The 23,953-nt window shown below is 50.4% G+C and carries 9 protein-coding genes; 2 read left to right on the forward strand and 7 right to left on the reverse strand.

Annotated elements, in window-relative coordinates; genetic code table 11:
* Positions 1-34 precede the first annotated feature (34 nt).
* Together H6G21_RS02855 and H6G21_RS02860 are read right to left on the reverse strand one after the other, a co-directional pair.
* The gene (locus tag H6G21_RS02855) at positions 35-1,069 is read right to left on the reverse strand and encodes a hypothetical protein (protein ID WP_190570216.1); all 1,035 of its coding nucleotides are present in this window, start codon (positions 1,067-1,069) and stop codon (positions 35-37) included.
* A gap of 115 nt (positions 1,070-1,184) precedes the next feature.
* The gene (locus tag H6G21_RS02860; RefSeq protein ID WP_190570218.1) at positions 1,185-4,643 is read right to left on the reverse strand and encodes a response regulator; all 3,459 of its coding nucleotides are present in this window, start codon (positions 4,641-4,643) and stop codon (positions 1,185-1,187) included.
* Positions 4,644-5,446: 803 nt separating this feature from the next.
* Here H6G21_RS02860 and nrdR point away from each other — a divergent pair.
* Together nrdR and H6G21_RS02870 are read left to right on the forward strand one after the other, a co-directional pair.
* A complete protein-coding gene (gene nrdR / locus H6G21_RS02865; protein ID WP_190570221.1) occupies positions 5,447-5,914 on the forward strand; it encodes a transcriptional regulator NrdR in 468 nt (155 codons plus the stop codon).
* Positions 5,915-6,394: 480 nt separating this feature from the next.
* The gene (locus H6G21_RS02870) at positions 6,395-8,098 is read left to right on the forward strand and encodes a hypothetical protein (protein ID WP_190570223.1); all 1,704 of its coding nucleotides are present in this window, start codon (positions 6,395-6,397) and stop codon (positions 8,096-8,098) included.
* 40 nt (positions 8,099-8,138) lie between these two features.
* Here the strand turns inward: H6G21_RS02870 and H6G21_RS02875 are convergent, their stop codons facing one another.
* The 5 genes from H6G21_RS02875 to H6G21_RS02895 all read right to left on the reverse strand — a co-directional run bounded on the left by H6G21_RS02875 (position 8,139) and on the right by H6G21_RS02895 (position 23,946).
* Entirely contained in the window at positions 8,139-9,944 is a 1,806-nt protein-coding gene (locus tag H6G21_RS02875) for a DUF3365 domain-containing protein (protein WP_190570225.1), read from the reverse strand.
* Positions 9,945-10,251: 307 nt separating this feature from the next.
* Positions 10,252-15,672 carry an ATP-binding sensor histidine kinase gene (locus H6G21_RS02880; RefSeq protein WP_190570227.1) on the reverse strand — a complete coding sequence of 1,807 codons (5,421 nt, stop codon included), beginning with the start codon at positions 15,670-15,672 and terminating at the stop codon, positions 10,252-10,254.
* A 211-nt stretch (positions 15,673-15,883) separates the two neighbouring features.
* Positions 15,884-21,385 carry an ATP-binding sensor histidine kinase gene (locus H6G21_RS02885; protein ID WP_190570229.1) on the reverse strand — a complete coding sequence of 1,834 codons (5,502 nt, stop codon included), beginning with the start codon at positions 21,383-21,385 and terminating at the stop codon, positions 15,884-15,886.
* A gap of 115 nt (positions 21,386-21,500) precedes the next feature.
* Entirely contained in the window at positions 21,501-22,139 is a 639-nt protein-coding gene (locus H6G21_RS02890; RefSeq protein WP_190570232.1) for a pseudouridine synthase, read from the reverse strand.
* A gap of 160 nt (positions 22,140-22,299) precedes the next feature.
* A complete protein-coding gene (locus tag H6G21_RS02895) occupies positions 22,300-23,946 on the reverse strand; it encodes a hypothetical protein (protein WP_190570234.1) in 1,647 nt (548 codons plus the stop codon).
* Positions 23,947-23,953 lie beyond the last annotated feature (7 nt).

Below are 23,953 nucleotides of genomic sequence, written 5' to 3' on the forward strand. Positions count from 1 at the left end.
ACTTTTGTTATCTTAGCACAACTTTTTGTAATGTCTAGAGAACTTTGAGATTTACCGTCACCAGCCAAATTGTAGACGGCTTATTCGCGGGACTGTAGGTGGCATTGGGATCCGAGATCACCTCACAGGTTGCCCCCTTCAACACCTTTTCTGCCAGATCCTGCAACGCCTCCTGCCCCAAAATCCCCGATTGAATCGCCGGACTCTCCGGTTGCACCTCCACGGATACGATCGACCCCGGCTGCCCCCCTTGAATTGGACTCACTTCCACCTTCACGATCGTCGGTAAGGTCTGCCCCCGCTGGATCGTTGGTGCCAGAACAATTTCTGTCCCCTGCTGAATTTGCAGAATCTTCAGCCCCGGATTGCCTAAGCTGGGATCATTGCCACTCTTGGGTGCTAAGCCTGCGGTTCCCACAGCAACCTCAAACTGCCCCTTAGGGACATTGGGCGGGCCATCCCCGTTATTCTTCCCTCCCCCAGGACTATCGCCCGTTGCCGGTATCTTGGGATCCCCGGAACTCGGTTTCCCATTCGGCTTGCCTCCCTTAGGCTGCTCCCCCGCAGGCTTGGCTGTACTCGGCTTAGAATTTGGCCTCTGAGGATTTGGTTTCTGGGTCGCTGGCGTCTTGGGATCTTGCGTTTTTTTCGTTGAATTCGGCGGCTTCGATTGCGATGTCTGCGGCGTTATGGGCTTCTCCTCCTTCGGCTGCTTAGGATCCACAGAATCCACAGAGGCTTCAGAAGACGGTTGGGATACCTGTGGTTCCGGATTCGACGCCGTTTCAGGTGGGGGAGATGCCACGCTAGAGCCCGATCGGGGTTGTTCTGGATTCCCCTTTGGGGCAACAAAGTCCGACTGCGTTGTCGGCTGGGTCGGAGCATCCACCAGTTCCACCGCGATCGAGTCCCCAGCCCCTCCGCCTGCCAACACATCCGCTCCCCAGCGCCGCACCCCCAGCAATAGCCCCGAATGCAGCACCAAAGAACCACAAAACACCGCTAACCAGAACTGAACAGGTTCCGGACGGCGGCGAAACGGTAGAGCGGCAGGGGTCGAAGATTGCACAGTAAACAGCGAAATACTGGAAGACTACTCCCAGTGTAACGAAGCTTGTCCAAGCCGTAATTTTGGATACCGAAATTGCAACAGATCTGGGGACGTGTGCCGTCCCCAGCCCGTTCTAGGCCATTTGGGGCGATAGGTGCGGCAATGGCTCCACCCAGAAGGTCAACACCGTTTCATCGATCCCCTTCAGTTGCAGTGGCATGCCCTTGATGATTTCCTCATCCTCCAGATAATCCGCCACCGCCGCCGAGACCAGAATACGTCCAGGATCCGCCGCCGCCTGCAAGCGTGCCGCAATGTTGACGCTGGGGCCGATCGCCGTATAGTCCGATCGCTCACTGCCGCCAAACATCCCCACTACAGCCGTGCCTTGGTGAATCCCACAACGGAACTTGAGGTTTGGCAAGCCCTGTTCTGCCCACTTCTGATTCAACTCATCCAAGGATTGATACATCCGGCGTGCGGTCGCGATCGCCCGCTTCACCTGTTCATTCGGCGTCAACTCCTCCGGCGCACCATAGAGCGCCAAGATCGCATCCCCCATAAACTTATCCACCGTACCGCCATTCTCAAACACCGCGCGGGTCATGGTCGCCAAATACTCATTCAGCAATTCCGCCACCCGCCGCGATCGCAACGTATTCGACAGTTGAGTAAAGCCCACGATATCGCTAAACAACACCGTCACCATCCTCGGTTCTGGCCGCAGATCCAGCGTCAGTTCACCCTTCGCAGCCCGCTGCACCAAGCTCTGGGGCAAGAAGCGCTTCAGCACCGATTCCGTTAAGTACTGGTTCAGCTCCACCATGCGCTGTTCCTTTTCCTTCAGCGCCAGCAAGTTCCGCACCTCCGCCAACAGGAGGCGATCGGTAAAGGGCTTCGACAGGTAGGCATCAGCTCCCCGTTCCACCCCTTCCAGGCGGGTATCTTCATCGGCCTTCGCCGTTAGCAGAATCACCGGAGTCCCCCGCAACTCATCATCCAAACGGATCATGCGAATCATGTCTAAACCGGAGACCTTCGGCATCATCAAATCCGTCACAATCAAATGGGGCCGATGCATCTGAGCCGACTGGAATCCTTCTTCTCCATTACGGGCAGTAAAGACCTGGTAGCCCTGCTGCCGCAAGATCCCAGAGACATAGGTTCGCAGATCAGCGGTATCATCCACCACCAACACCCGTAGCCCATTCAGTTCCACAGTTGAAGAAATGACTTCGACCTCAGTCTCTTCAAGATCCTGCAACTCGGCCTGAATATCAGCCAGCTCCACCGCAGCCCGACTCGCCTGCACCTCCGCATGTTCATTGACAATTTGATTCGCTGGTAAATGATCCGCCCCTAGAATGAGGGCGATCGCAAAGGTACTACCTTGACCATAGACCGAGGAAACCTGGATTTCTCCCCCATGCATTTCCACCAACTCTTTCACCAGAGACAACCCGAGTCCCGTCCCTTCATAGCTCCGATTCACCGATCCCTCCGCCTGCCGGAACCGTTCAAAGAGATGGGGAATTTGATCCTCCCGAATGCCAATACCGGTGTCCCGCACCTTCAGCACTGCCCGATCGGTCTGGGAATTGTGCAGCAAGCTAACCGAAATCGTCCCCCCCGCTGGCGTAAACTTCATCGCATTGGACAGCAGGTTATAGACCACCTTGTCAAACTTCTCCAAGTCCAGATAGATCAGAGAACAGGGCTGGAGTTGGGTCACAAGGCTGATGCCCTTCTTTTCGCAGTAGGGGCGAAAGGTTTCCACAATCTGATGGACAAAATCTGCCAGATCGCAAGGACAGAACGTTGCCTGCATTCGTCCAGCATCCAAGCGTTGCAGATCCAAGAGTTGATTGACTAAGCGCAGCAACCGTCGAGAGTTACGCAGCGCAATGCCCGCTTGGTCATAGGACAGACCTTGCTTCTGGGCGATCGCAGACTCCAGCGGCCCCACCATCAGCGTCAAGGGAGTCCGAAACTCGTGGGAAATATTTTGGAAAAACTCGGTTTTTTGCCGATCGAGTTCCATCAGCTTTTCCGCTTGCTGACGGGTCGTTTGATACAAGCGTGCCTGCTGCACCGCGATCGCCGCCTGTTCGGAAACGGACTTTACCAGTTGGATCTCCGACTGTTTCCAGAGGCGAGGTTCACGATTCTGGCGCAGTGAAATACTGCCAATAATGCGACCATCCACCAACAGGGGCAAAACCAGCAACGCCCGTGCAGGGGATCGAAATTCTGGGGCATGCATCTCTGGGTAATGGGCCAGATCTTCCAGGACAACGGGCCGCTGATTGGTCAGAAGGTACTGAAGTACCGGGTTGCCTTCGATCGGCACTTGGGACTTAGGCAATAGCCGTGAGTGAGCATCTGCATCCTCCGCAAAGGTGCGCACCTCTTGAGAGCCTGACTCGTATAAACCAACACATTGCACGTACTGATCATCCGCGGTCCACAGCGACAGCGCGCAACCATCCACCTGCAACGCCAACCCTAATTGTTGAGTAATCGCCGAAAAAATCTCCTGGGGATCCAACGACGATCGAATAGCCGTTGTAATCGTGTTGAGTAGGGCTTCCCGCTTAGCCAGCGCCCGCACCCGTTCGTAGGCTTGGGATTGGGACAGGGCTAGGGCTGCTTGATCCGCCACCATGGCGATTAACTCAACCTCACTCTCCTGCCATCCCCGCCCCGATTCGCATTGGTGCAAGGCAAGAACAGCAATCAGTTCCTGCTGGCAAATGAGTGGAACCAATAGGCTAGATTGAATTCCCGCATCGGTATAGACCTGGTGCAAACTGTCTGGCTGTTCAGCAATCACGGGACTAGTTGCCACATCCTGGATGACTGCAACCGTTGCTAAGGGCCACACCGTTCGAGCCAAGGGATGCAATCCCGACACCGTCTGACCTGAAACAGCCTGCGTTTGCAGCGAGGACTGCAAATTTCCCTCTGAAGACGCCTCTGCCGCACCTAACTGGCGATCGTAAACAAAAGCATCTTCCTCCAATTGGCCATTCTGGCAAGGTCGTAGAACCCCATAGCTAACCTCAAAGGTCTGTCCTACAACGCCAACGATCGTCTTCAGTAACTCCTGGTAGCTTAAGGCACTACGAATCGTACTTGTGATCGCATTCAGCAACGTCTCTCGGCGGAGATTGCGGCGAAGCTCCTCCGTTCGAGCTTTCAGAACATTATGGGTGTCCGCTGCCTGACGAACCACCTGCTTTAGTTGCTCATCATCCCAGGGTTTAGTGACATATTTGAAAACTTTACCCGAGTTAATGGCTTCAACCAGATCCTCAACATCCGTATAACCGGTCAAAATGATGCGGATGATATCAGGGTATTTTTGTGCAGTCAGACTGAGGAACTCTGTACCACTCATTTGAGGCATGCGCTGGTCAGAGATAATGACTGCAATATCACCTTCCTCTTCTAAGATTTTGAGTGCATCTGGCCCATTCTCGGCCCGCAGTACCCTAAATTCTCGATGAAACGTCCGGTACAACAAATCCAGATTGTCAGGTTCATCATCGACAACCAAGAGCTTCTGCTTTTTACTATCACGAGCTACCATGCACCAAGCTCCTGCTGCAAGGGCATTTCTGTTGACATTAGTTGAACTTGATTATGAAACACCCTGATTGAACAACCAGAAAGGATGCTAGAACGTTCTGCATACCGTTGAGATAGTAGCCGGATGGGACTAGCTATGTTTTGATTATCAGCAAGGCCCCGTAGGGTTTGCCATTGACTAAGGGAAACATCAATTCTGTCCACTGGTGGCTCCAAGGTAGTTTACCAACCAAGTTCTGCTTAATCAAACTTGCCCACTTCAGGTGAATTTCTAACTCGACTCCCTGAAAGTTAAGTGACGAATATCACCAACAGGCGCTATTTTTCCGTAGTTCTACAGTACATCCTCCACTTCTCGATCGTATTTTCAAGCGACCCCAAGCAAATTCTGGGATTGATTGCCTAGGACAGCCTTTACAAGTCATTCTGAAATCCATCTGTAAAACCACAGTTTTTGAAAGACCACAGGCAATTGCTGAGTTAATTTCCCTCGGATGCTTTGAACTTTCTGGAGAATAGCTGGCAAACTAATTCTCTTGTACTATGATCCACTGAAAAATAATTTAAGCAGATTGTCTCTCTTCTATTCTTCTCTGGATCAAGGGTTTGATCAGGATACCTGAAAAGCTGAGGTTTAGGAATACGCTTGCACTACAGATAGCGAAGGAAAAACAAATCGCTTCATTTCCCACACTATAGGTATCATGAAGGGAAGTTGGCTCTGGAGTGATTGACTCCTAGGCTGTTTTACCTCTACCGATTTCTGCTTGTTCTTGCACCCTGTGGGTTTTGGGTCAATTTCCTATGCGCTGTCCAGTGTGTCATCACCTTGAGAACCGAGTGTTAGAGTCCCGATCGGCTGACTCTGGACAGAGTGTACGTCGCCGCCGAGAATGCTTGAAGTGTGGTCATCGCTTCACAACCTATGAACGGATCGAGGTTGTGCCAATCACGGTAATCAAACGCAGTGGGAACCGTGAGATCTTCGATCGGCAAAAGCTGCTTCAGGGAGTCATCAAAGCCTGTGAAAAGTCCGGTGTCACTGAATCGGTTCTAGAAAACTTGGTCCTATCCGTAGAATCTGAAGTACAGCAACGTGCCTCTCGGGAAGTCAGTAGTGTGGAAATTGGACAACTGGTACTGAATCATTTAAGGCGGATCAGCGAAGTCGCCTATATTCGATTTGCGTCTGTCTATTCCCAATTTCAAGGATTAGACGATTTTCTAGAGGTGCTTAACCAGCTTAAACAAGCAGAAGCACTCAGCCAGTAACCTTACGCTTCAAAGGGATCAGGTCAAAGGGATCGGGACTGATCCCGGTCTATTGGTCTAGCCAGTCGGACAAAAAACTAAAGTTAAAACAGCTAAATATTAGATCTTGAGAAATATGGTTGGTCTTCCCAACGATTTTAATTAGTATAAACAGTTAGTGAATGAAAAGAAGGACTGTTAGGCTACTTATAGCCTACTAAGTGGGTGTTATTGTGGGTGTCGTCTTAGTCTAACTGGTGCGGTTCCGTGACAATCATGGGTCGTGAATGGGTTGTATTGATTCACCACAGGGTCGGGGGTCTTCCCTAGCTGGTGATGGTGATTTGAGAGTGGTAGTATCCAAGTGAAACACAGAATCTACCCCTGAGGGCTTGTCCTCTGATGAACTTTAGTCTAGGTAATTTTTGACATCCGATCAGGAGATGACTGGATCAAGTCGGGCGGGGCAGGATGGCTAGACCAACCTATGTAACTTAGGGAATGAAGATTTTGCTTGACATGGCCTCGGAAATAGAACAACAACTTCACCCTAGTATCATCGGCAGTCTTACTGTGGGAGGAAGCAAAGTCCTAGTTGGAGCAGCCCATGGTGCGTTGGTCACTGTTTTGGACAAACCGGCGACGATCGCCCGCCGGAGATTGCCCTATTTTTCGCTACCTCCCCCCTCTTCCCTCGGTGGACTGAATTTATCCCTGAGCAATCGGCAATGGGTCGATGAAGTGATTCATACGATTGTGCAGCGCCAGTCGGTGGTTCTGAGTCTAACCGATTGGGATCAACTTTCAGCCTTCTTAAGAAACCTGGCCCATCATCCCAGTATTACAACCTCACACCCGGATGGCTTGATTTACATCAGTCAATCGATGACTGTTGCCGATTGTTTGCAGGAGTTGGTCACGCTGGTTGCCTACTCCTGTCCCACGACCCGCCTTCGCCCAAGGCAATTGCAGGAAGTGCTAGGGTCTCTAGAATGCCTGATTTTTCTAGAAGCATCTTTTTGGACTCCAGAAGACTTGCGATCGATGCAATCTCATCTACCCGCTTGTACGATCGTTGCTGGGGTGACGGACTTAGGCGAGGGGCAATCGGCATTTTCTACGATCGGCTGGAGGACGATGACCCCTGGGGATCTGGTTGCCTCTGACAGCCATGGGAAGGGCTCGCCAAGTTATGAGCAAGGGATAGAGCAGCAAGTAAGGGCCGAAATTGAACACCATTTTGGATCATCTCAGGTACTGCTCAAAATGGTGCGCCGCCTGATCACCGCTGGGCCTAACCTCTCGGTGATTCAGCAATTTCTCAAACAATCGGATCCAAAGTTCAGTTTATTGGAACATGTGCTGGCTCCTTTAGGAACCCCGGAGCGCTGGATCTTGGCAGTCTTGCTAGCGTTAGGCCCTAGCGTCAGTTTAGCGGCAGAGCAGATCGCCAAGATCACTGGGCCCCTCAATCCGGAGCCCATGCTGCAATCATTACTCGATCGTGATTTGGTGGTGAGATGGGGCGATCGTTATGCTGCGTCTGCGGGGGTAGCGGAAGTTCTAGGGCGGAACTTTAAGGCTCAGCCTTGGATGAAACGGGTCTTAGACCATGTGCTACCTTGGGCCGAAGCTCACCAGCAGGATGTGGATGGGATCGGGCAGGAGTTACCTTTGCTGCTCTATAGCTTGAAGTGGGCGGTGGGTGAAGGCTTGTGGTCCGAGGTTTTGCGGCTGGCCCGATCGCTGGATCATACGCTGGTATTAGCCGCTCGATGGGATTGCTGGCGGCAGGTTTTACAATTTGCGCTCCAAGCGGCCCAGCAGTTGGAGGATCGATCGGCGGAGGCTTGGGCTTGGCACCAATTGGGGACGCGGGCCTTGTGTGAAGAGGCCATTCCAACGGCCTATGATGCTTTATCGAGATCGGCCCAGTTGCGTAAGACGTTACCCGATCCGTTAGCCTTAGCGGTGACGCAGCATAATCTTAACTATTTGCTGCAAAGTACACTGCCCAAGAAAGCCACAGAGCCTGGTGATCCAATTGCTGTCCAACAGCCGGTCGATCGCCGTCGGATGTATCTCATTTTAGGTTTGATCTGTTTTGCGACGTTTGGATTATCCGTAGGTATTGGCTTAGCGGTTCAATGGGTTCTCCAACCCGATGCGCCTCCCCTGTCAGTGCCGAGGGATGATGAGCCCTAGGGGCAGGCTGACCTATCTCCCAACTAGCGTTGCAAAGTGACTAAAGAGCTTGGTGCCTTGGAATGGTGATCCTAAAAGTTGTGCCAGATCCGATCGACGAAATGCAGTCTAATTGCCCTTGGTGGGTTTGGGTCACAATTTGATAGCTGATGGAGAGTCCCATGCCAGTTCCTTTTCCGATCGATTTTGTCGTGAAAAAGGGATCAAATAGACGCTTCTGGATGTCTTCCGAGATCCCTGGGCCGTTATCAGTAATTTGAATCATGACTTGATCGCGATCCCCTGTGCGAGTGCAAATCTGAATGGTTGGCTGGAAGGATGGGTTGGCTGTCATGGATCCTGGATGGACGCTTTCTTCCAGTGCATCAATGGCATTGCTGATGATGCTGATAAAGACTTGGTTGAGTTGTCCGGCATAGCATTCCACCAACGGCAATTCCCCATAATCTTTGACGATCGTAATGGGTGGACAATGGGGATTGGGGTGAAGGCGACTTTGGAGAATCAACAGCGTGCTGTCAATGCCCTCATGGAGATCAACCGTTTTCAATTCCGATTCATCCAGACGGGCGAAGGTTCGGAGCGATCGCACAATCTGTTGGATGCGTTCGGTGCCAGTTTGCATGGAAACTAAGAGATCAGGTAAATCTTGGCTGATGAAGTCGAGTTCGATCGTCTCAATGGTTTCAGTAATGGTTGGGTCTGGTTTGGGATAGTGGTTCTGATAGAGTGTGGTGAGGGCTAAGAGATCCTGGGTATAGGTGCGAACATGTTTAATATTGCCTTGGATAAAGCTCAAAGGGTTATTAATTTCATGGGCAATCCCCGCGACCAACTGACCGAGACTCGACATTTTTTCTGCCTGAACCATTTGAACATGGGCTTGCTGTAATTGCGTGAGGGTTTGGGCCAGCGTTTCAGTGCGTTCATTTACTTTTTCCTCTAGGTCGGTGTAGGCTCCCTCTAAGGAATGGGCCATGCGATTAAAACTTTGGGCCAGCAGTCCCAGTTCATCCTGGGAGCGATCGTGGAGTCGGGTGGTTGAGTTGGGCGTGGCAGCGACCTGTCCCATCACGCGAATCATACTTTGTAAGCGGCGGTTGACCAAGCGATCGAAAAAGATATAGATCAACCCAATTAAAACAATGGCAAGGGCGGCAAATGTGGTTAATACGGTGTGGGTTAAGGCCGCTTGATTGGCCCGCAAATCCTGGGTTGGCACATAAATCATCAGCGTGCTAATGATATCGCCTACTTTCCAGCCGTAACCCTGATTCCGTCCATATTTTTCTACGAGTTTGGCGGGTGCGGTGTCTGGGCTCCAGTGGCATTTGAGACAACTGGATTCGACTTGAATCGGTTTAGCAATGTAAAAAGCTTCTTGATGGTTCAATGTCCGATAGCCCGTTGTTTCCTTGAGACTGCGATCGTTCTGAAAATTCTGGATAATTTGGGTTTCAAAATCATCGGCTTGATCCGTTGGATTAAGGGGATTAAGGGTTGGTTGCCGATAAAGATATTCCGGAAGGAGTTCGTTAAAATATTCAAAAATTCTGCGAGTTGAAAATGTCGCTGACATTGCCTCCAACACAAAATCACTCGTGTATGCCTCAATGGCAGGACGGAGATCTTTACTAACAAACTTGCGATTCGCCTCGCCAAAATTTAAGACAATTTCGCTGCGGCTCCGAGCTTCCTGTTCAAAAGTGTTGGATTGAATACCTTCTAAATACCAAGTTCCTACCGCTACGGAAACAACTAGGCATAAACCGATGACTGCAATAAACTTCAGACGTAAAGAAAGGCGTCTGGGGACATCCCGTAACTTTTGTAGGAATGGGTGCATGGTTAAAATCGATCGGACAAAACGTTGTGGGATCAAACGGAGTGAGGGGAATCGGAAGAGGCATCAGCTAGCTTTCTTACTCTGTCTAGAACTGATCAGGTTGATGAATGAAGGGGGGACAATGTTGAGAATAGATGCAGGTTGATGATGCAGGGTTTGACCGCTGGGCTTGCCGCTAGAGTACCCTCTGTGAGGAGGATGAGTAACGTTTTGATTGAAAAATTGCCAAGCTGAAATGAACGTATTGATCACATCAATACGTTCTTGAGTGCGGGACAAATGGTTGTTTTTGGTAGTGTTTGAATTCTTAATTTTTCGCTTTGATAGGTAGGGTAATGGTAAAGGTTGTTCCTTGGCCTAGGGTTGACTGTACCGCCAAATCTCCACCATGCGTTTCTTCAACGATTTGCCGCGCGATCGCTAAGCCTAAGCCGGTTCCTTTGCCCACACCTTTGGTTGTAAATAAATGGTCAAAGATTTTAGCTTTTACAGCCTCGCCCATGCCTTTGCCATTATCCCGCATCTGAATTTCAACGATATTGCCTCCTTTGATTGCGGTTTGAATGGTGATTTGTTGCGGATTGGCGATTAGATTGTCATAGGTTGTTTCCTGTGCCATTTCATCAAACATGTCGATTGCATTAGCGAGAATGTTCATAAATACTTGATTCAGTTGACCTGGGAAGCATTGAATCTCAGGAAGGTCTCCATAGTTTTGCAGGACTTCGATTTCGGGGCGATGTTCATTGGCTTTCAGACGATATTTAAGAATAAGGATTGTACTATCAATCCCTTCATGCAGATTAGCGCTAACGGTATGCTCCATGTCTGCCCGCGAGAAGGTTCGCAGGCTGGTGCTGATCGATTTAATGCGATCGGTGGCTCCGTGCATGGAATTGATGAGTTTTACAAAGTCTTGACGGAGAAAGTCTAAATCGATGTCTTCAGCGTGCCCTTGAATCGCTGGATGGGGATGGGGATAATGCGCTTGATACAGATCTAAATGCGCCAGTAGATCTTTGAGATAGTCCTTTTCATTGGTAATACTGCCGCTCAGAAATCCGATCGGGTTGTTGATTTCATGGGCGACCCCAGCGACTAAGTTACCGAGGGATGCCATTTTCTCACTTTGCACAATTTGTAATTGAGTCTGTTCCAATTGTTGGGCGTAGTGTTGGGCTTGTTGGTAGAGTCTGGCGTTTTCCAGGGAAATGGCAGCTTGCGTGCAGAGAAAATTCAACACCAGAACACGATCGGGGGGAAAGGCCCCACTGGTGGATTGATTTTCTAGGAAGAGAATCCCAATGAAATGGCCTTGATTGAACATGGGTAAACCCAGCACACTTTTGGGTTGGTGTTGTCTGAGATAGTCGCCAATGACGGGTAAATCGGTCTCTAGATCGTCAATTACAACTAGTTCCTGGGTGTTTTTGACGTACTGAATCAGTTTGACGGGAAGCAGGGGATGATCCGTTAGATCTTCAGTACAAAGCTGCGTTTGATTGACGGTTGCGATCGCCCGCACTTGCCAGTCTCCAGTGTCGTTCGGCAGGAGCAAAGCACAGCGATCGGCCCCCGAGTTTTGCAGAATAATTTGGCTGAGTTGATGGAGTAGTTCGTCTAATTGAATCGTGCTAGAGAGAGCTTGCGAGGCTTTGAGGATGGCCGCAAAGTCCAAAGGGTAGTTGATGCTAGCACTGCTGGAACTGGTGCGATGGTTAGAATGTACGGTGACGGTGGCTGGGGAGAGGGTCAGCAGGGTATTGAATAAGCCCGCTGAGGGATCTGCCTGCTGCAAAATGGGATGTAGCAGGTGGGGGTAGCGGCTCTCTAGGTCAGCCACTTTGGCTTGGGCACCCCAGCGGGTATAGCAGTAGTAGGCTTCCTGAATGTAGCCTGCGGCGACTTTGTCTTTGCCCCAATCCAAATAGAATTGAGCGGCAAGTTCATTGGCTAGGGCTTCATCTTGAATAAAGCCATTCTCTTTGGCGCTCGCGATCGCGCGATCGTAATAATCGATCGCTTCCCTTATATCACCTAAGACTCGATAATATTCTGCCGCAACCAGTTCCCCGCGATGGTGGTGATTGGTGGGTGCGAAGGTTGCCCAATGCCGCAACTGATCCTGTTGTTGTTGGACTTGCTGCAAAATAGTCGGTTGCTCCTCGGAACCTGCATTGGGATAGCAGCGAAGTTGAATGAGGGCATCAAACCAAACGTAGAGAACTACGGTAAATGTTGCAGTTCCCCCGTGAAGGTATTCCCTCGCCTCTTGAGAAATGCGTGCAGCTTGCTGATACTCGTTAAAAAGATAATACAGGATTGCTTGATTGACATACCAGTGGAACAATCCAGTGAAATTACTATTCACTTTCAGTGCTGGTAAATGAGTCTCTGCATCAAAGAGTTCTCCACTTAAAATTGCTGGGTGCTGGTTGTGGCCCAGTAAGTTCAACGTAGCTTGTTGGTAAGTTATTTCTAACAGCAGGGAATGTAGATGTTCATGCTTTAGGGTGACTTGCCGATAGGCTTCCATTTTCGGGAGTAAGTCTGAAAGTACATGACCTTGGAAATAAGCATAGGCACAATAGGTACCCGCATTGAGGTTTGCGGCTTCTAAATCCCCTGTTTCGATTCCGTCTTGATAAGCTCGTTCCAATGCAGGAACTACGGTAGATAAAGCATCTTTCCAATGTTTAATAAAATAGTAATTGATAAATCCACTACGACTGTAGGAATTCTTCAGATGTAAGCGATCGCGTAAAGCTAGCGCTAATTCTCCAAAGGCATAGCCGTTTTCAATATCACCCACTACGCCACAGAGAATTACACCATAGTCGCTATAAGTAAAAACAGAGATGGGGCAATTACCAAACTGAAGTGAGATTTCAAGCTGCTTACAAATCAGTAATGGCATTAAAGTTGGGGCTACAACATAAGCACTGGCAGATAATCCACTGATTACTTGTAGTTGTGCGAGTAAATGAGGATCGGTCAGCGAAGGTAATTCTAGAAAATCGTGAATCTCTCTCTCTGCCCATAGTGCTCTCGTTGCGCTGAGGGCTTGTCCAATATCGGCTGGAGTGGGCTGGGCTGGAAATTCTAGTCCTAGGGTTCGTAGCAATTCCAAGCCTATTTGTAACGATTCTAAGAGCCGACCCTGTACACTGGCTCCAAGAATTCGATGTTGCTGTACTTTAATGGTATCTAGCAAGGTTTTTGCTTGTTGACAAACCAAAGTAGCCCAGCGTTCCAGTTCTACAAAATTAGAGGTGAGATAATTGGCCTCAGTAATTTCTTCGTGAAGTGCCAAGCTGAGGTCATAGTGGGTCTGCCAGCTATCTGTAGGCAAAAGCTGGATGCCGTGCTCAAAATACGCGATCGCGGCTTGATAGGCAGTGGCAGTTTTTGCTTTGCGTCCTGCTGCTAGGTTTAAGTCAGCTAAGGTTTCTCGTTCTTGAGGCGATGTAATGAATGTGCTGCCAAGGTTGAGGTGATTGACAATGGTAAATAGTCGTTCTTCCCGTTCCTGGGGGGAAGCCTCCCAGAGAAGTGTCTGCCCCATCTTGAGATGTGTGATCTGTTTTTGATCGGTGGCAATGAGTGAATAGGCAGCTTGCTGCACTCGATCGTGCAGGAAGCGATAAGCCGGATTCACAGTAGTTTGGGGAGTTTGCTGATCGAATTTCTCACGATCGACTGACTGGAAAAACTGATAAACTTGCGTGGTCGGTATAATCAACCCTTCTTGGAGGGCTTGCCACAGAGTGTTGGCCACATCCGTTTGGGATTGTTCAGCCACGATCGCCAGCGTCTCTAAATCAAACTGGGCCCCAATACAAGCAGCGAATTTAAGGACATTCTGCGTCGATTCTGGCAATTTTTGCAACTGCCTTGCCATTAACTCAACCACATCATCGGTCAAAGCTGCATCTCGAACTTGTCCAATCTCGCACTGCCAATGGCCCGATGCCCGATCGAAGGTAATTAATTGATCCTGATGTAACACCCTGAGAAACTGCGTAGCAAAGAAAGGATTGCCCTGGGTTTTCTGCATCACTAGTTCCGTTAGCGGTTGAGCAACGGATGCCGCTGCATGTAACGTCTCTGCCACCAATTGATTTAAGCTCTGGTCATTGAGCGGTTGGAGGGTGATGGTCTCGATGGGGGTTCCCACCTTGGCGATGCTCTCCAGTGTCAACATCAAGGGATGGGCTGCAAAGACTTCATTATCCCGATAGGCTCCCAGGATCAGGAGATAGCCCGTCTTGGCCTCCGCCATCAACACCTGCATTAAGTTGAGCGATGCTGAATCCGCCCACTGCAAGTCATCGATGAAAACGACTAGGGGATGCTCTGCGGTCGTAAAGACCTGAATGAAGCGTTGGAAGAGTAAATTAAAGCGATTTTGCGCCGCAGTACCGGAGAGTTCCGGGGCGGGGGGTTGGGGGCCAAGAATGCGATCGAGTTCCGGAATTAAGTCAACAATCACTTGGGCATTGTCGCCGAGGGCGTCTAAAATCCGGGTTTTCCAGGTGTGCAGTTGGGTATCACTTTCACTCAACAGTTGGGCCACTAAGTCGCGGAAGGCTTGGACAAAGGCAGAGAAGGGAATATTGCGATTGAACTGGTCGAATTTGCCTTTAATGAAGTAGCCCTGCTGTTTGACGGTCGTGCTGCGGGCCCCCTGTGCCATCGGTTTATGGACTTCATTCACGACCGCTGTTTTGCCAATGCCAGAAAATCCGGCGACTAGCACCAATTCTGTTGCGCCTTGGGCAACTCGTTCAAAGGCGGCTAATAACGTTTTCACTTCCTCTTGGCGACCGTAGAGTTTTTCGGGAATGGTGAAGCGATCGCTCACATCTTGGGTACCCAGGGGAAAAACTGCGATCGTGCCAGTTTCTTTTAATTGATGTAAACAGGTGGCTAAATCATGTTTGATACCCAAGGGGCTCTGATAGCGGTCTTCGGCATTTTTTGCCATCAGTTTGCTGACTACGTTAGACAATGCCTCGGGAATTGCTGGATTGACAGTATGGACTGGTGTTGGCTGGCTGGCCAAATGACAGTGGATTAATTCCATCGGGTCATCCGTTGGGAACGGTGGCTGCCCCGTCAGTATTTCGTATAACGTGATTCCAAAGGAATAAAAATCACTACGGTAATCAATGCCCCGGTTCATCCGTCCGGTTTGCTCTGGCGACAGGTAGGCAAGGGTGCCCTCGAGGATGTTGGGATTGAGGATCTCCTGGGTTTCGCGGGGCAATCGGGAGGAAATGGAAAAGTCGATCAGTTTAACTTGTTGCGTGTCAGGGTGAATCAGAATATTTGCAGGTTTGATATCTTTGTGAATGATGCGATTTTGGTAGAGAACTTGTAAGGTATCACAGAGCCAGATCGCCACTGGTAATAAGGCCACCAAGCAGGGCTGGCTCTCCTGGAGCCATTGCGTCAGTGACACACCTCCAAAATCTTCCATTACCAAACCGTAGGCATTTTTGTAAGCTTCGAGGCTGTAGGTGTGGATGATGCCAGGGGCATTTAATTCCTGGGCAATGCTGTACTGATTCCGAAATTGAACTAATTCATTAAATGAAGGATATTCATGGCGCAGGAATTTGATGACGACGGTCTGTTGGTCGGCAATTCGTAGGCAACGATGGATAACTGTCCGGCTTCCTTCATACAGCGTTTCTAGGAATTTGTAGCCTGCGAGTTCCAGCATTTCGAGTAACCCTATCGTTGATTGCGCGCAGTTGAATCATTGTTAGAGTACCCCATTCATTTTTAGTAAATGCACGCCAATGATGCAACTGAAGCTGCACTGCCCAACTCAATCATGCTGCATTTCATCATTCATTGCCAGCATTCGGATGGGATTCACCTGAGCAAGATCGATCGCGGAGAGAGCCGTAATGAATAATGACTACAAATGACTACAGTGGCAAGAAAATAATCACTTCAGTTCCTTGATTGGGTTCAGAAACGACTTCGATCGATCCTCCCTGCTTCGCAACGATCGCATAGCTAACGGATAGTCCTAATCCTGTCCCTTGCCCAATGGCTTTGGTGGTAAAGAAGGGATCAAATATCTGATGTTTAATGTTTTCAGGAATTCCAATTCCGTTATCAGCAATCCGAATCACAATACCCTGTTGTGATGTGGAATCGTCATGACTGTCTGAATGACGTAATTCGGAACGAATCGTAATCGTGGGTTGCTGATGTTCATTCCAGTGATGGGGTGGCACTGCATCTAGGGCATCCAGACCGTTCATTAAAACGTTCATAATGACCTGATTAATTTGTTTCGCGTGACAGGTAATAGACGGTAGCTGGCTGTAATGTTTGACAATTTGCACGGCTGGTCGATCGGCCCTTGCGGAGTAGCGATGGTGCATGATAGACAAGGTGCTTTCAATGCCTTCATGAATATCGATCGGCTTCACTTCCGCTTCGTCGAGACGGGCAAAGTTACGCAGTTCTAGAACAATTTCCCGAATCCGGGTAGCGCCCACCTTCATCGACTTCAGCAGCGAGGGGAAATCTTTGCGGATAAATTCGATATCTTCTAAGTAGGATTCCAGTTCGTCATTGGGGTTGGGATAGGTTTCTCCGTAGCACTCCAAGGTTTCCATGAGAGTTTGATAGTAGCTATCAGCATGATCTAAATTGCTGTAGATAAAGCTGATGGGATTGTTGATTTCATGGGCAATGCCAGCGACTAATTGGCCTAAACTGGACATTTTTTCTGATTGGATCAGTTGGGCCTGGGTCTGGCGCAGTTCTGTGAGAGTGTGTGATAGCTGTTGGTTTTTCTCGTGGAGTTCTTGGGTTCGTTGCTGAACCTTTTGTTCTAGGTTGTTGTACAGGCGTGCATTTTCTAGGGAGATGGCGGCTTGGGATGTGAGCAGTTGTAGAACTTCCAAGCGATCGCGGGTAAAGGCTCCGGCGGTGATGCGATTTTCTAAATACAACAGTGCAATCAGTTTCCCTTGATTCAAAATCGGAGTGCAGAGTACACTTTTGGGTTCCTGGGTTTGGAGATAGCGATCGACAATCCCTGAGTCGGTTTTCGTGGCATCATCGAGCACGATTGGTCTTAGCGTGTGCTTCACAGTTTGCACGATCGCAATCGGGAGATCGGCACTCTCTTCCAGAAGGGTTTCAGCGAGGATCGTTTGGTAATCTCCCGTGCTAGGACAGACGGAGGTCATGGCCTCGATCGTCCATTGATTGTCCCGAGGGAGAATCAGTGCTCCTTTTTTAGCCCCTGAATTCTGTAACACTAAGGTCATCAGTGCTTGCAGCAAAGTGTCCCAATGAATTTCCCGCGACAGGGATTGGGAGGCTTTCAGAATCGCGGTTAAATCGAGGGCTGCGGAGAGGGAGGTATGATTCGAAATAACGGTGGGATTGCTTTGGGTGACGAGGGTAGAGGTCTGTTGGGCTGTGGTCGATCGTCGGGTAATGGTGTCAAGGGGTTGATTTTGCAGAATGGACTTCAACAGTTGAGGATAGCGTTTCTCCAAGTCATAAATTTTGGCAGTACACCCCCACCGGGCATAGCCATAGTAGGCATCTTGCAGATAAGTTTGGGCAATTTTTTCCTTGCCCCAACCCAGGTAAAACTTGGCCGCTAGTTCATTGGCAAAGGCTTCTTCCTGAATATAGCCATGGGTTCTGGCCCCGACGATCGCGCGATCGTACAGGTCAATGGCCTCGACCTGCCGATCGAAGACTCGACAGTATTCCGCCTGGACGAGATCTAATTTATGTTGGTAATTCATGGGGGCATGGTGTGCCCAAGTCTTTAATTTTTGTAGGTTTTGTTCTAACCGTTGCTTGGAAGGTTCGTGATCGGTTTGCCACTGAAGATAAGCGAGTCTCGCCAAGGAATCATAGAAATAGTAGAGGGGCATCATGATTAACGCCGCCGCCCCGCCGAGATACTGCTCAGCGAAGTCTGAACTGGCGATCGCGTCGTCCCACCGTTCAAACCAAATGTTGAGGATCAGTTTATTAATCAACAAATGTGCCAGAGCAACGTAATCGCTAGCAGCTTGGTGTTGAGCTAGCATCTCATCTTCGTTATAAATCGTACCGAGGATGCGGCAAGGATCGGCTGCCGGGGTAATGAGGTTGAGCACTATTTGATGGTAGATCTTTTGATACCCCAGGATGGCTCCTTGATTGAGTCGTTCTAAGACCTGTTCATACTGTTCAATTTCTAAAATCAGGTTGGGAAGCGGCTGCCCTAGGGCGTAGGCATGGAAGCAGTAGGTATAGGCCGCATAGGCGGTGTAAGCAGAATCTCCCCCTTCTAAGCCATAGGTATAGCCTGCTTGGAGTTGAGGTAAGGTATTGCGGATGTGTTCTTTCCAATGGGTGATGAATAACCCGTTCATTAAGAAGGCGCGTGGCCGAAATTCACGATCGCCCAACTTGTTGCAAATATCGACCGCCAGTTGCCCAAAGGCCTGTCCCGCATCATATTCATCTAACATGGCGCAGTGGAGTAACCCGTAGCATGAAATGAGGTAAGTGGATGCGGGGCACACACCAAATTGGAGGCTAATCACCAATCCACAGTAAGGTAAGAGGGGATACAGGGCGGGGGCGGATAGGTAAGTGGGGGCGGCCAGTTTCGCGAGGATGCGGGTGATGGCGATCGCGCGTTCATCCGTTGCCAGGGGTAAATGAATGAGGTCAGCGGGCTGGCGATCGCCTAGGGTTTGGCGGGCTTCGGCTAGGGCGTTTGTATAGTCTTCAAAGGTGGGGTTTTTGGGAAACTGAATGCCAAATTGTTCTAAGACTTGCAGGCCCAGTTGCACGGATTCCAACAATTTTCCTTGGGCTACAAGCGCTTCAATGTGAATTTCCTGTGCCTGAACCCGATCGAGATCGGTTTTTGCATGGCGATCGATTTCCGCCAGCCATCGATCCATGGGGGCAAAATCGCCCTTCAGATAATAGGCTTCAGTGGCCTCGGTATAGAGGGATAAAGCACAGGCATAATCCTGCTGCCAGAGTTTAGGCGTGAACAATTCGATCGCCCGCTGGAAATAATCGGCAGCAGCGGCATAGGCTGTCGAGCGTTTGGCTTGTTGTCCTGCGGCTAGGTTCAGTTGGGCCAGTTGTTGCCGCTCCTGTGGATTCCCAATCAATTGGATCGCACAGTTCAAGTGATTGACAATTGCAAACACTTTATTGCTGTGGAGATCGTCTGGAGTACAGTCTTGCAGCAGAAGTTGACCAATCTGTAAGTGGGTCGCTAATTTTTCATCGGCCTGAATCAGATAGTAGGCGGCCTGTTGCACCCGATCGTGGAGAAAGCGATAGGGGACTTTGATGGAATCTAGCGTGGCAGTTACGCTACTGTCGCCTTGGAAAAATTTGTAGGTTTCGTTGACGGGCAAAATTAGGCGTTCTTGCAGGGCCTTCCACAGGGCAGTCGCTACTTCGACTTCTGACTGTTGGGAGACGATCGCTAGAGTATGGAGATCAAACTGCGCGCCGATGCAGGCGGCTAGCTTCAACATGGTTTGAGTGTCTTGGGGCAGTTTTTGTAATTGCTGCGCCATAAACTCAACAATGTTGTCGGTGAGTACCTGGGATTTAATTTGATAGAGATCCGATCGCCATTCGCCAGTTGCGGCATTGAACTGGAATCCCCCCTCTTCGTATAAAGCTTGCAGCAATTGGGTGGTGAAAAAGGGATTGCCCTTCGTTTTGCGGTAAACCAATTCTGTCAGCGATCGACTCAGTTCAGCCAGCTGGGCGTTGGGGGTTGCTCCCACCCCGGCTAAAGCATCGGTGATCAGTTGAAGAATATGCGGCTGACTTAAGGGTTGAAGCGTAAGGGTCTGCGTACTCACCTCGGATTTTTCCAGCTCAGTCACCGTTAGGATGAGAGGATGCACCGGAGAGACTTCATTATCTCGATAAGCGCCTATTAACAGGAGATACTGGGTATTCTCCATCAGCAGTTGGAGCAGCTGAAGCGAGGCTAAATCCGCCCATTGCAGATCGTCTAGAAAGATGACGAGCGGGTGTTCTGGTGTGGTGAAGACCTGAATAAATTTTTGAAATAACCCGTTGAAGCGACTTTGGGCGGCATTGCCGGACAGGCTAGGAACAGGGGGCTGTGGGCCAATTAGAAGCTCCAGTTCGGGGATGACTTCAATAATCACCTGGCCGCTGTCACCGATCGCGGTCAGAATTTTCTGTTTCCACGCTTCCAGTTGACCATCGCTTTCGCTGAGAATCTGGCCAACGAGATTCCGAAAGGCTTGCACGAAGGCAGAAAAGGGGATGTTACGGTTGAATTGGTCAAATTTGCCTTTAATGAAATAGCCCCGTTGTCGAACGATCGGTTTATGCACTTCATGTACGACCGCCGTTTTGCCAATGCCAGAAAATCCGGCGACCAGCATGACTTCTGCTCCGCCTTGGGCCACGCGATCGAAGGCGGCTAATAACGTTTGTACTTCCTCTTGGCGACCGTAGAGTTTTTCGGGAATGGTGAAACGATCGCTGCGATCGCGACTGGCTAGTTCAAAGGGCGCAATGGCTCCACTATCCTGGAGTTGATGGAGACAAATTTCCAAGTCATACTTCAGCCCCAGGGCGCTCTGGTAGCGATCTTCGGCATTTTTAGCCATCAATTTGGCAACAATATCCGCAACAACTGAAGGAATCGGGCTGGTTTTGCCGTCCCCAGTCACTTGATCCAGCCGAGGGGGGTGCTTGGCAATGTGGCAATGGATTAACTCCATGGGGTCATTGGACTGGAAGGGAAGTTGCCCCGAAAGCAGTTCAAACAGAGTGATGCCCAAGGAATAAAAGTCGCTGCGATAGTCGATTCCCCGGTTCATGCGTCCCGTTTGCTCGGGGGAGAGGTAGGCAAGGGTGCCTTCCAATCCGCTGGGTGTGGTTGCTTCTTGATTTTCCTTGGATAAAAGTGATGCAATGCTGAAGTCAATCAGCTTGATCTGGTGGGTGGTGGGCTGGATGAGGATATTGGCAGGTTTGATATCCTTGTGAATAACTTGGTTTTGACTGAGATCGTGGAGAATGTCGCTGAGTTGGATGGCAATTTCGAGTCCCTGGTGCAGACTTAAGGTGTGGGATTCGAGATAGTCCCGCAACGAAATAGCGCCAATGTCTTCCATGACCATGGCGTAGCTATTGCCGTGGGAGATGAGATCCTGGGGATGAATAATGCCCGCACTGTCTAAATTTTTCGCGATCGTATATTGATTGCGAAATTGCAGGAGTTCGTTAAAAGTGGGATAGTCCGCGCGGAGAAACTTGATAATGGTCGGCTGGTTATCGAGTTCTTGAATGGCGCGATGCACTTCAGTGCGGCTACCTTGGTATAAACATTCGACGAGACGATACCCGGATAATGTTTTTGCCTTGATAATGGTTTGCATACCGACGCCTCTATCCCAGATCTGGTTGAACACTCACTGGCCGACTAATTACTTTCCAATATGCCCGACGGCTCTAGGGATCTAACCTGGGAAATTGCGCAATCTTAAGCGGTTGTTAACAATGAGATCGCGGTGTACGGAGACGGGGACGAGGCTGGGTTTGGTTCATCCAATGGAGGAGCGATCGTAGTTCTTCGGAGGTGACATTGCGCCATTCGCCAGGGGCGAGTCCTTGGAGTTGCAGGTGGCCGATCGCAACGCGCACTAAGCGCAGAGTGGGAAATCCGACGGCAGCGGTCATGCGGCGAACTTGGCGATTATGGCCTTCGGTGAGGGTGATTTCGATCCAAGCGGTGGGGATCGATTTGCGGTAGCGAATCGGCGGATCGCGATCGGGGAAGGGGGGCTCCTCCTCCAAAAGCCGGACTTGGGTAGGCCGGGTGCGATAGTTTTGGATGACTAAGCCGCCCTTACGCAATTGGTCGATCGCGGTCGGAGTCGGAATGTTTTCGACCTGTACCCAATAGGTGCGGGGATGGTGGAACTTGGGATGGCTGAGCTGATGTTGCAGTGCACCATGATCGGTCAGCAACATCAATCCTTCGCTGTCGTGATCCAATCGCCCGACGGGATAGACATTTTCCACGGGAATGTAATCCTTCAGGGTCGATCGGCGTTGCTCCGGCGAACTATTGTCGCTGAACTGACTGAGAACGTTGTAGGGTTTGTGAAATAAAAGGTAACGGTAAGCCACGACCAGAACGCCTGCAAACAATGCCTGTTGATCATACTCATAGGATTTGTTGCTATGGAAGATCCGATCTCAGGATTGCTTAGGATTGCTGGCAAAACTGGCTTAAGACAAAGCGACTTAAGCGAGCGAAGGTGGCTTAAAAGAACCTCACCTACAGAGGCTAAACCTGACTTCTAATACGGCTGCGGAACCGCGTAAAGCCAAAATTAGCCCCCGGATTACTGGAAATGGTATTCAAGCCATAGACCAGTGAGCCGTTGGGATTGCTGGGATTGGTGCAAGCGTTCCCGCTGGGTAAGGGTTGCAGGGGACTTAAAAAGGATCCTGCTGCGGTGGGGGCGCTATTGTTTTGGCTGAGGAGGCTACTGCCTGGAATATAGGTGGTGCCTTCTGGAATTTGGTCGCAGAGGTTCACGTTAAAAATCGGTTGATTGCCGTCGGCGAGGTAGTAGATGGTGTACTCAATGTCGTCCCCCGATCGCAACGCATCAATAGGATTAACATTGAGCAGGCCGATCGGAGCCCCTGTGGACAGTTGATTCCACCCTAAGGCCGTGTCGTCTTCCGTGCTGGGATCATTCACGAATTGGTTAAATTCTGTGCGCACTCCATTGCGAATCACGGCAGTGATTCGTTTCACCAGACGTAAACGCTGCACGACTTGACCGTCGGGTGGGGGTGGTGGGGGTGGTGGCGGTGGCGGGGTGGTGAGATCACTAATCGCTAAGTTACGCAGTTCATGGATGGCGGTGGAAAAGCCCGTTGAAGCTGCAAACCCAACTTTGAGCGAAGCGGGCACCGGCGGCTGACCGGGTACAGCTTTGAGATCTAATTGATTGACGACGGTTTGATAGGCGGTTCCAGTGCCCGTAAAGTCAATTTCGACGGTCAGAATGCTGTCGGGCGTCAGGGTAATGCGAACTCGCCGGGGGGTGACCGCCGATCGTGGAGTATTGGTGTTCACCGTGGCTGCATCGTCAATACTGGGGCCCAAATTTCTGCCTTCAAGGTAAGCATAGCCCCCCAAGCCATTGCCTGCTCCCCGCAGTACCACGGAGTCGGGAGATTGGCCAATTCCACCCACCCGGCCTTGGGTTCCATTGGAGAAATTGCCAAACTCATCAAACCCAATGCCAATATAGCCCCCCGCTACTCCAGGGGTATCACTGGAGCTGCCGCCAGCAAGGGTTTCCTGAGCATAGCCGAGGGATCCACCAAAGGCCCCTGGGGTCGGGTTGGTCACATTCCCATCCAGTAAGAAGAAACTGAGGCCATCGGCTCCAGGGGGCGCGCCATTACTACGTCCGTTGTAAATAAAGAAATCAAATTCAATGCGCAGTCCGTTACTGGTAGGGAATGCCTGGTTGAGAATGATCGATCCCCGTTCTCCCTGCGTGTTGAAGTTCCGAGGGGGAGGGCCTTGATCAATAAAGCCAACGCGGTTCGAGGTGAGCCGCAGAGCACCACTACTGAGAGCATCCACGCCACTGGGGGGGAGTCCATCCAGTCCGGCGGCACAGCCCGGTAAGAACGGATCAGAGGGATTGTTGTTCCCCGTGAGACAAACGCTGGGGCCTTTGATGACGCCATCGACTGTATTGGTATTATTACTGCCAACAATGCGATAGAGCCCTGGATTGGTTAAGGTGCTGCCCGTAAAGGTTTCCTGGAATAGGAGGGTTTGGGCCTGGGCCGATCGCGGGAGGAGCACTAGGCCACAGACGAAGGGTACCAGGGCGAATAACCGGGTGATGCGTGGCTGAGTCAGGCGTGGCTGAGTCAGGCGTGGCTGAGTCAGGCGTGGCACAGGGTGT

The sequence above is a fragment of the Alkalinema sp. FACHB-956 genome, assembly GCF_014697025.1.
Classification (GTDB): Bacteria; Cyanobacteriota; Cyanobacteriia; order Leptolyngbyales; family Leptolyngbyaceae; genus Alkalinema.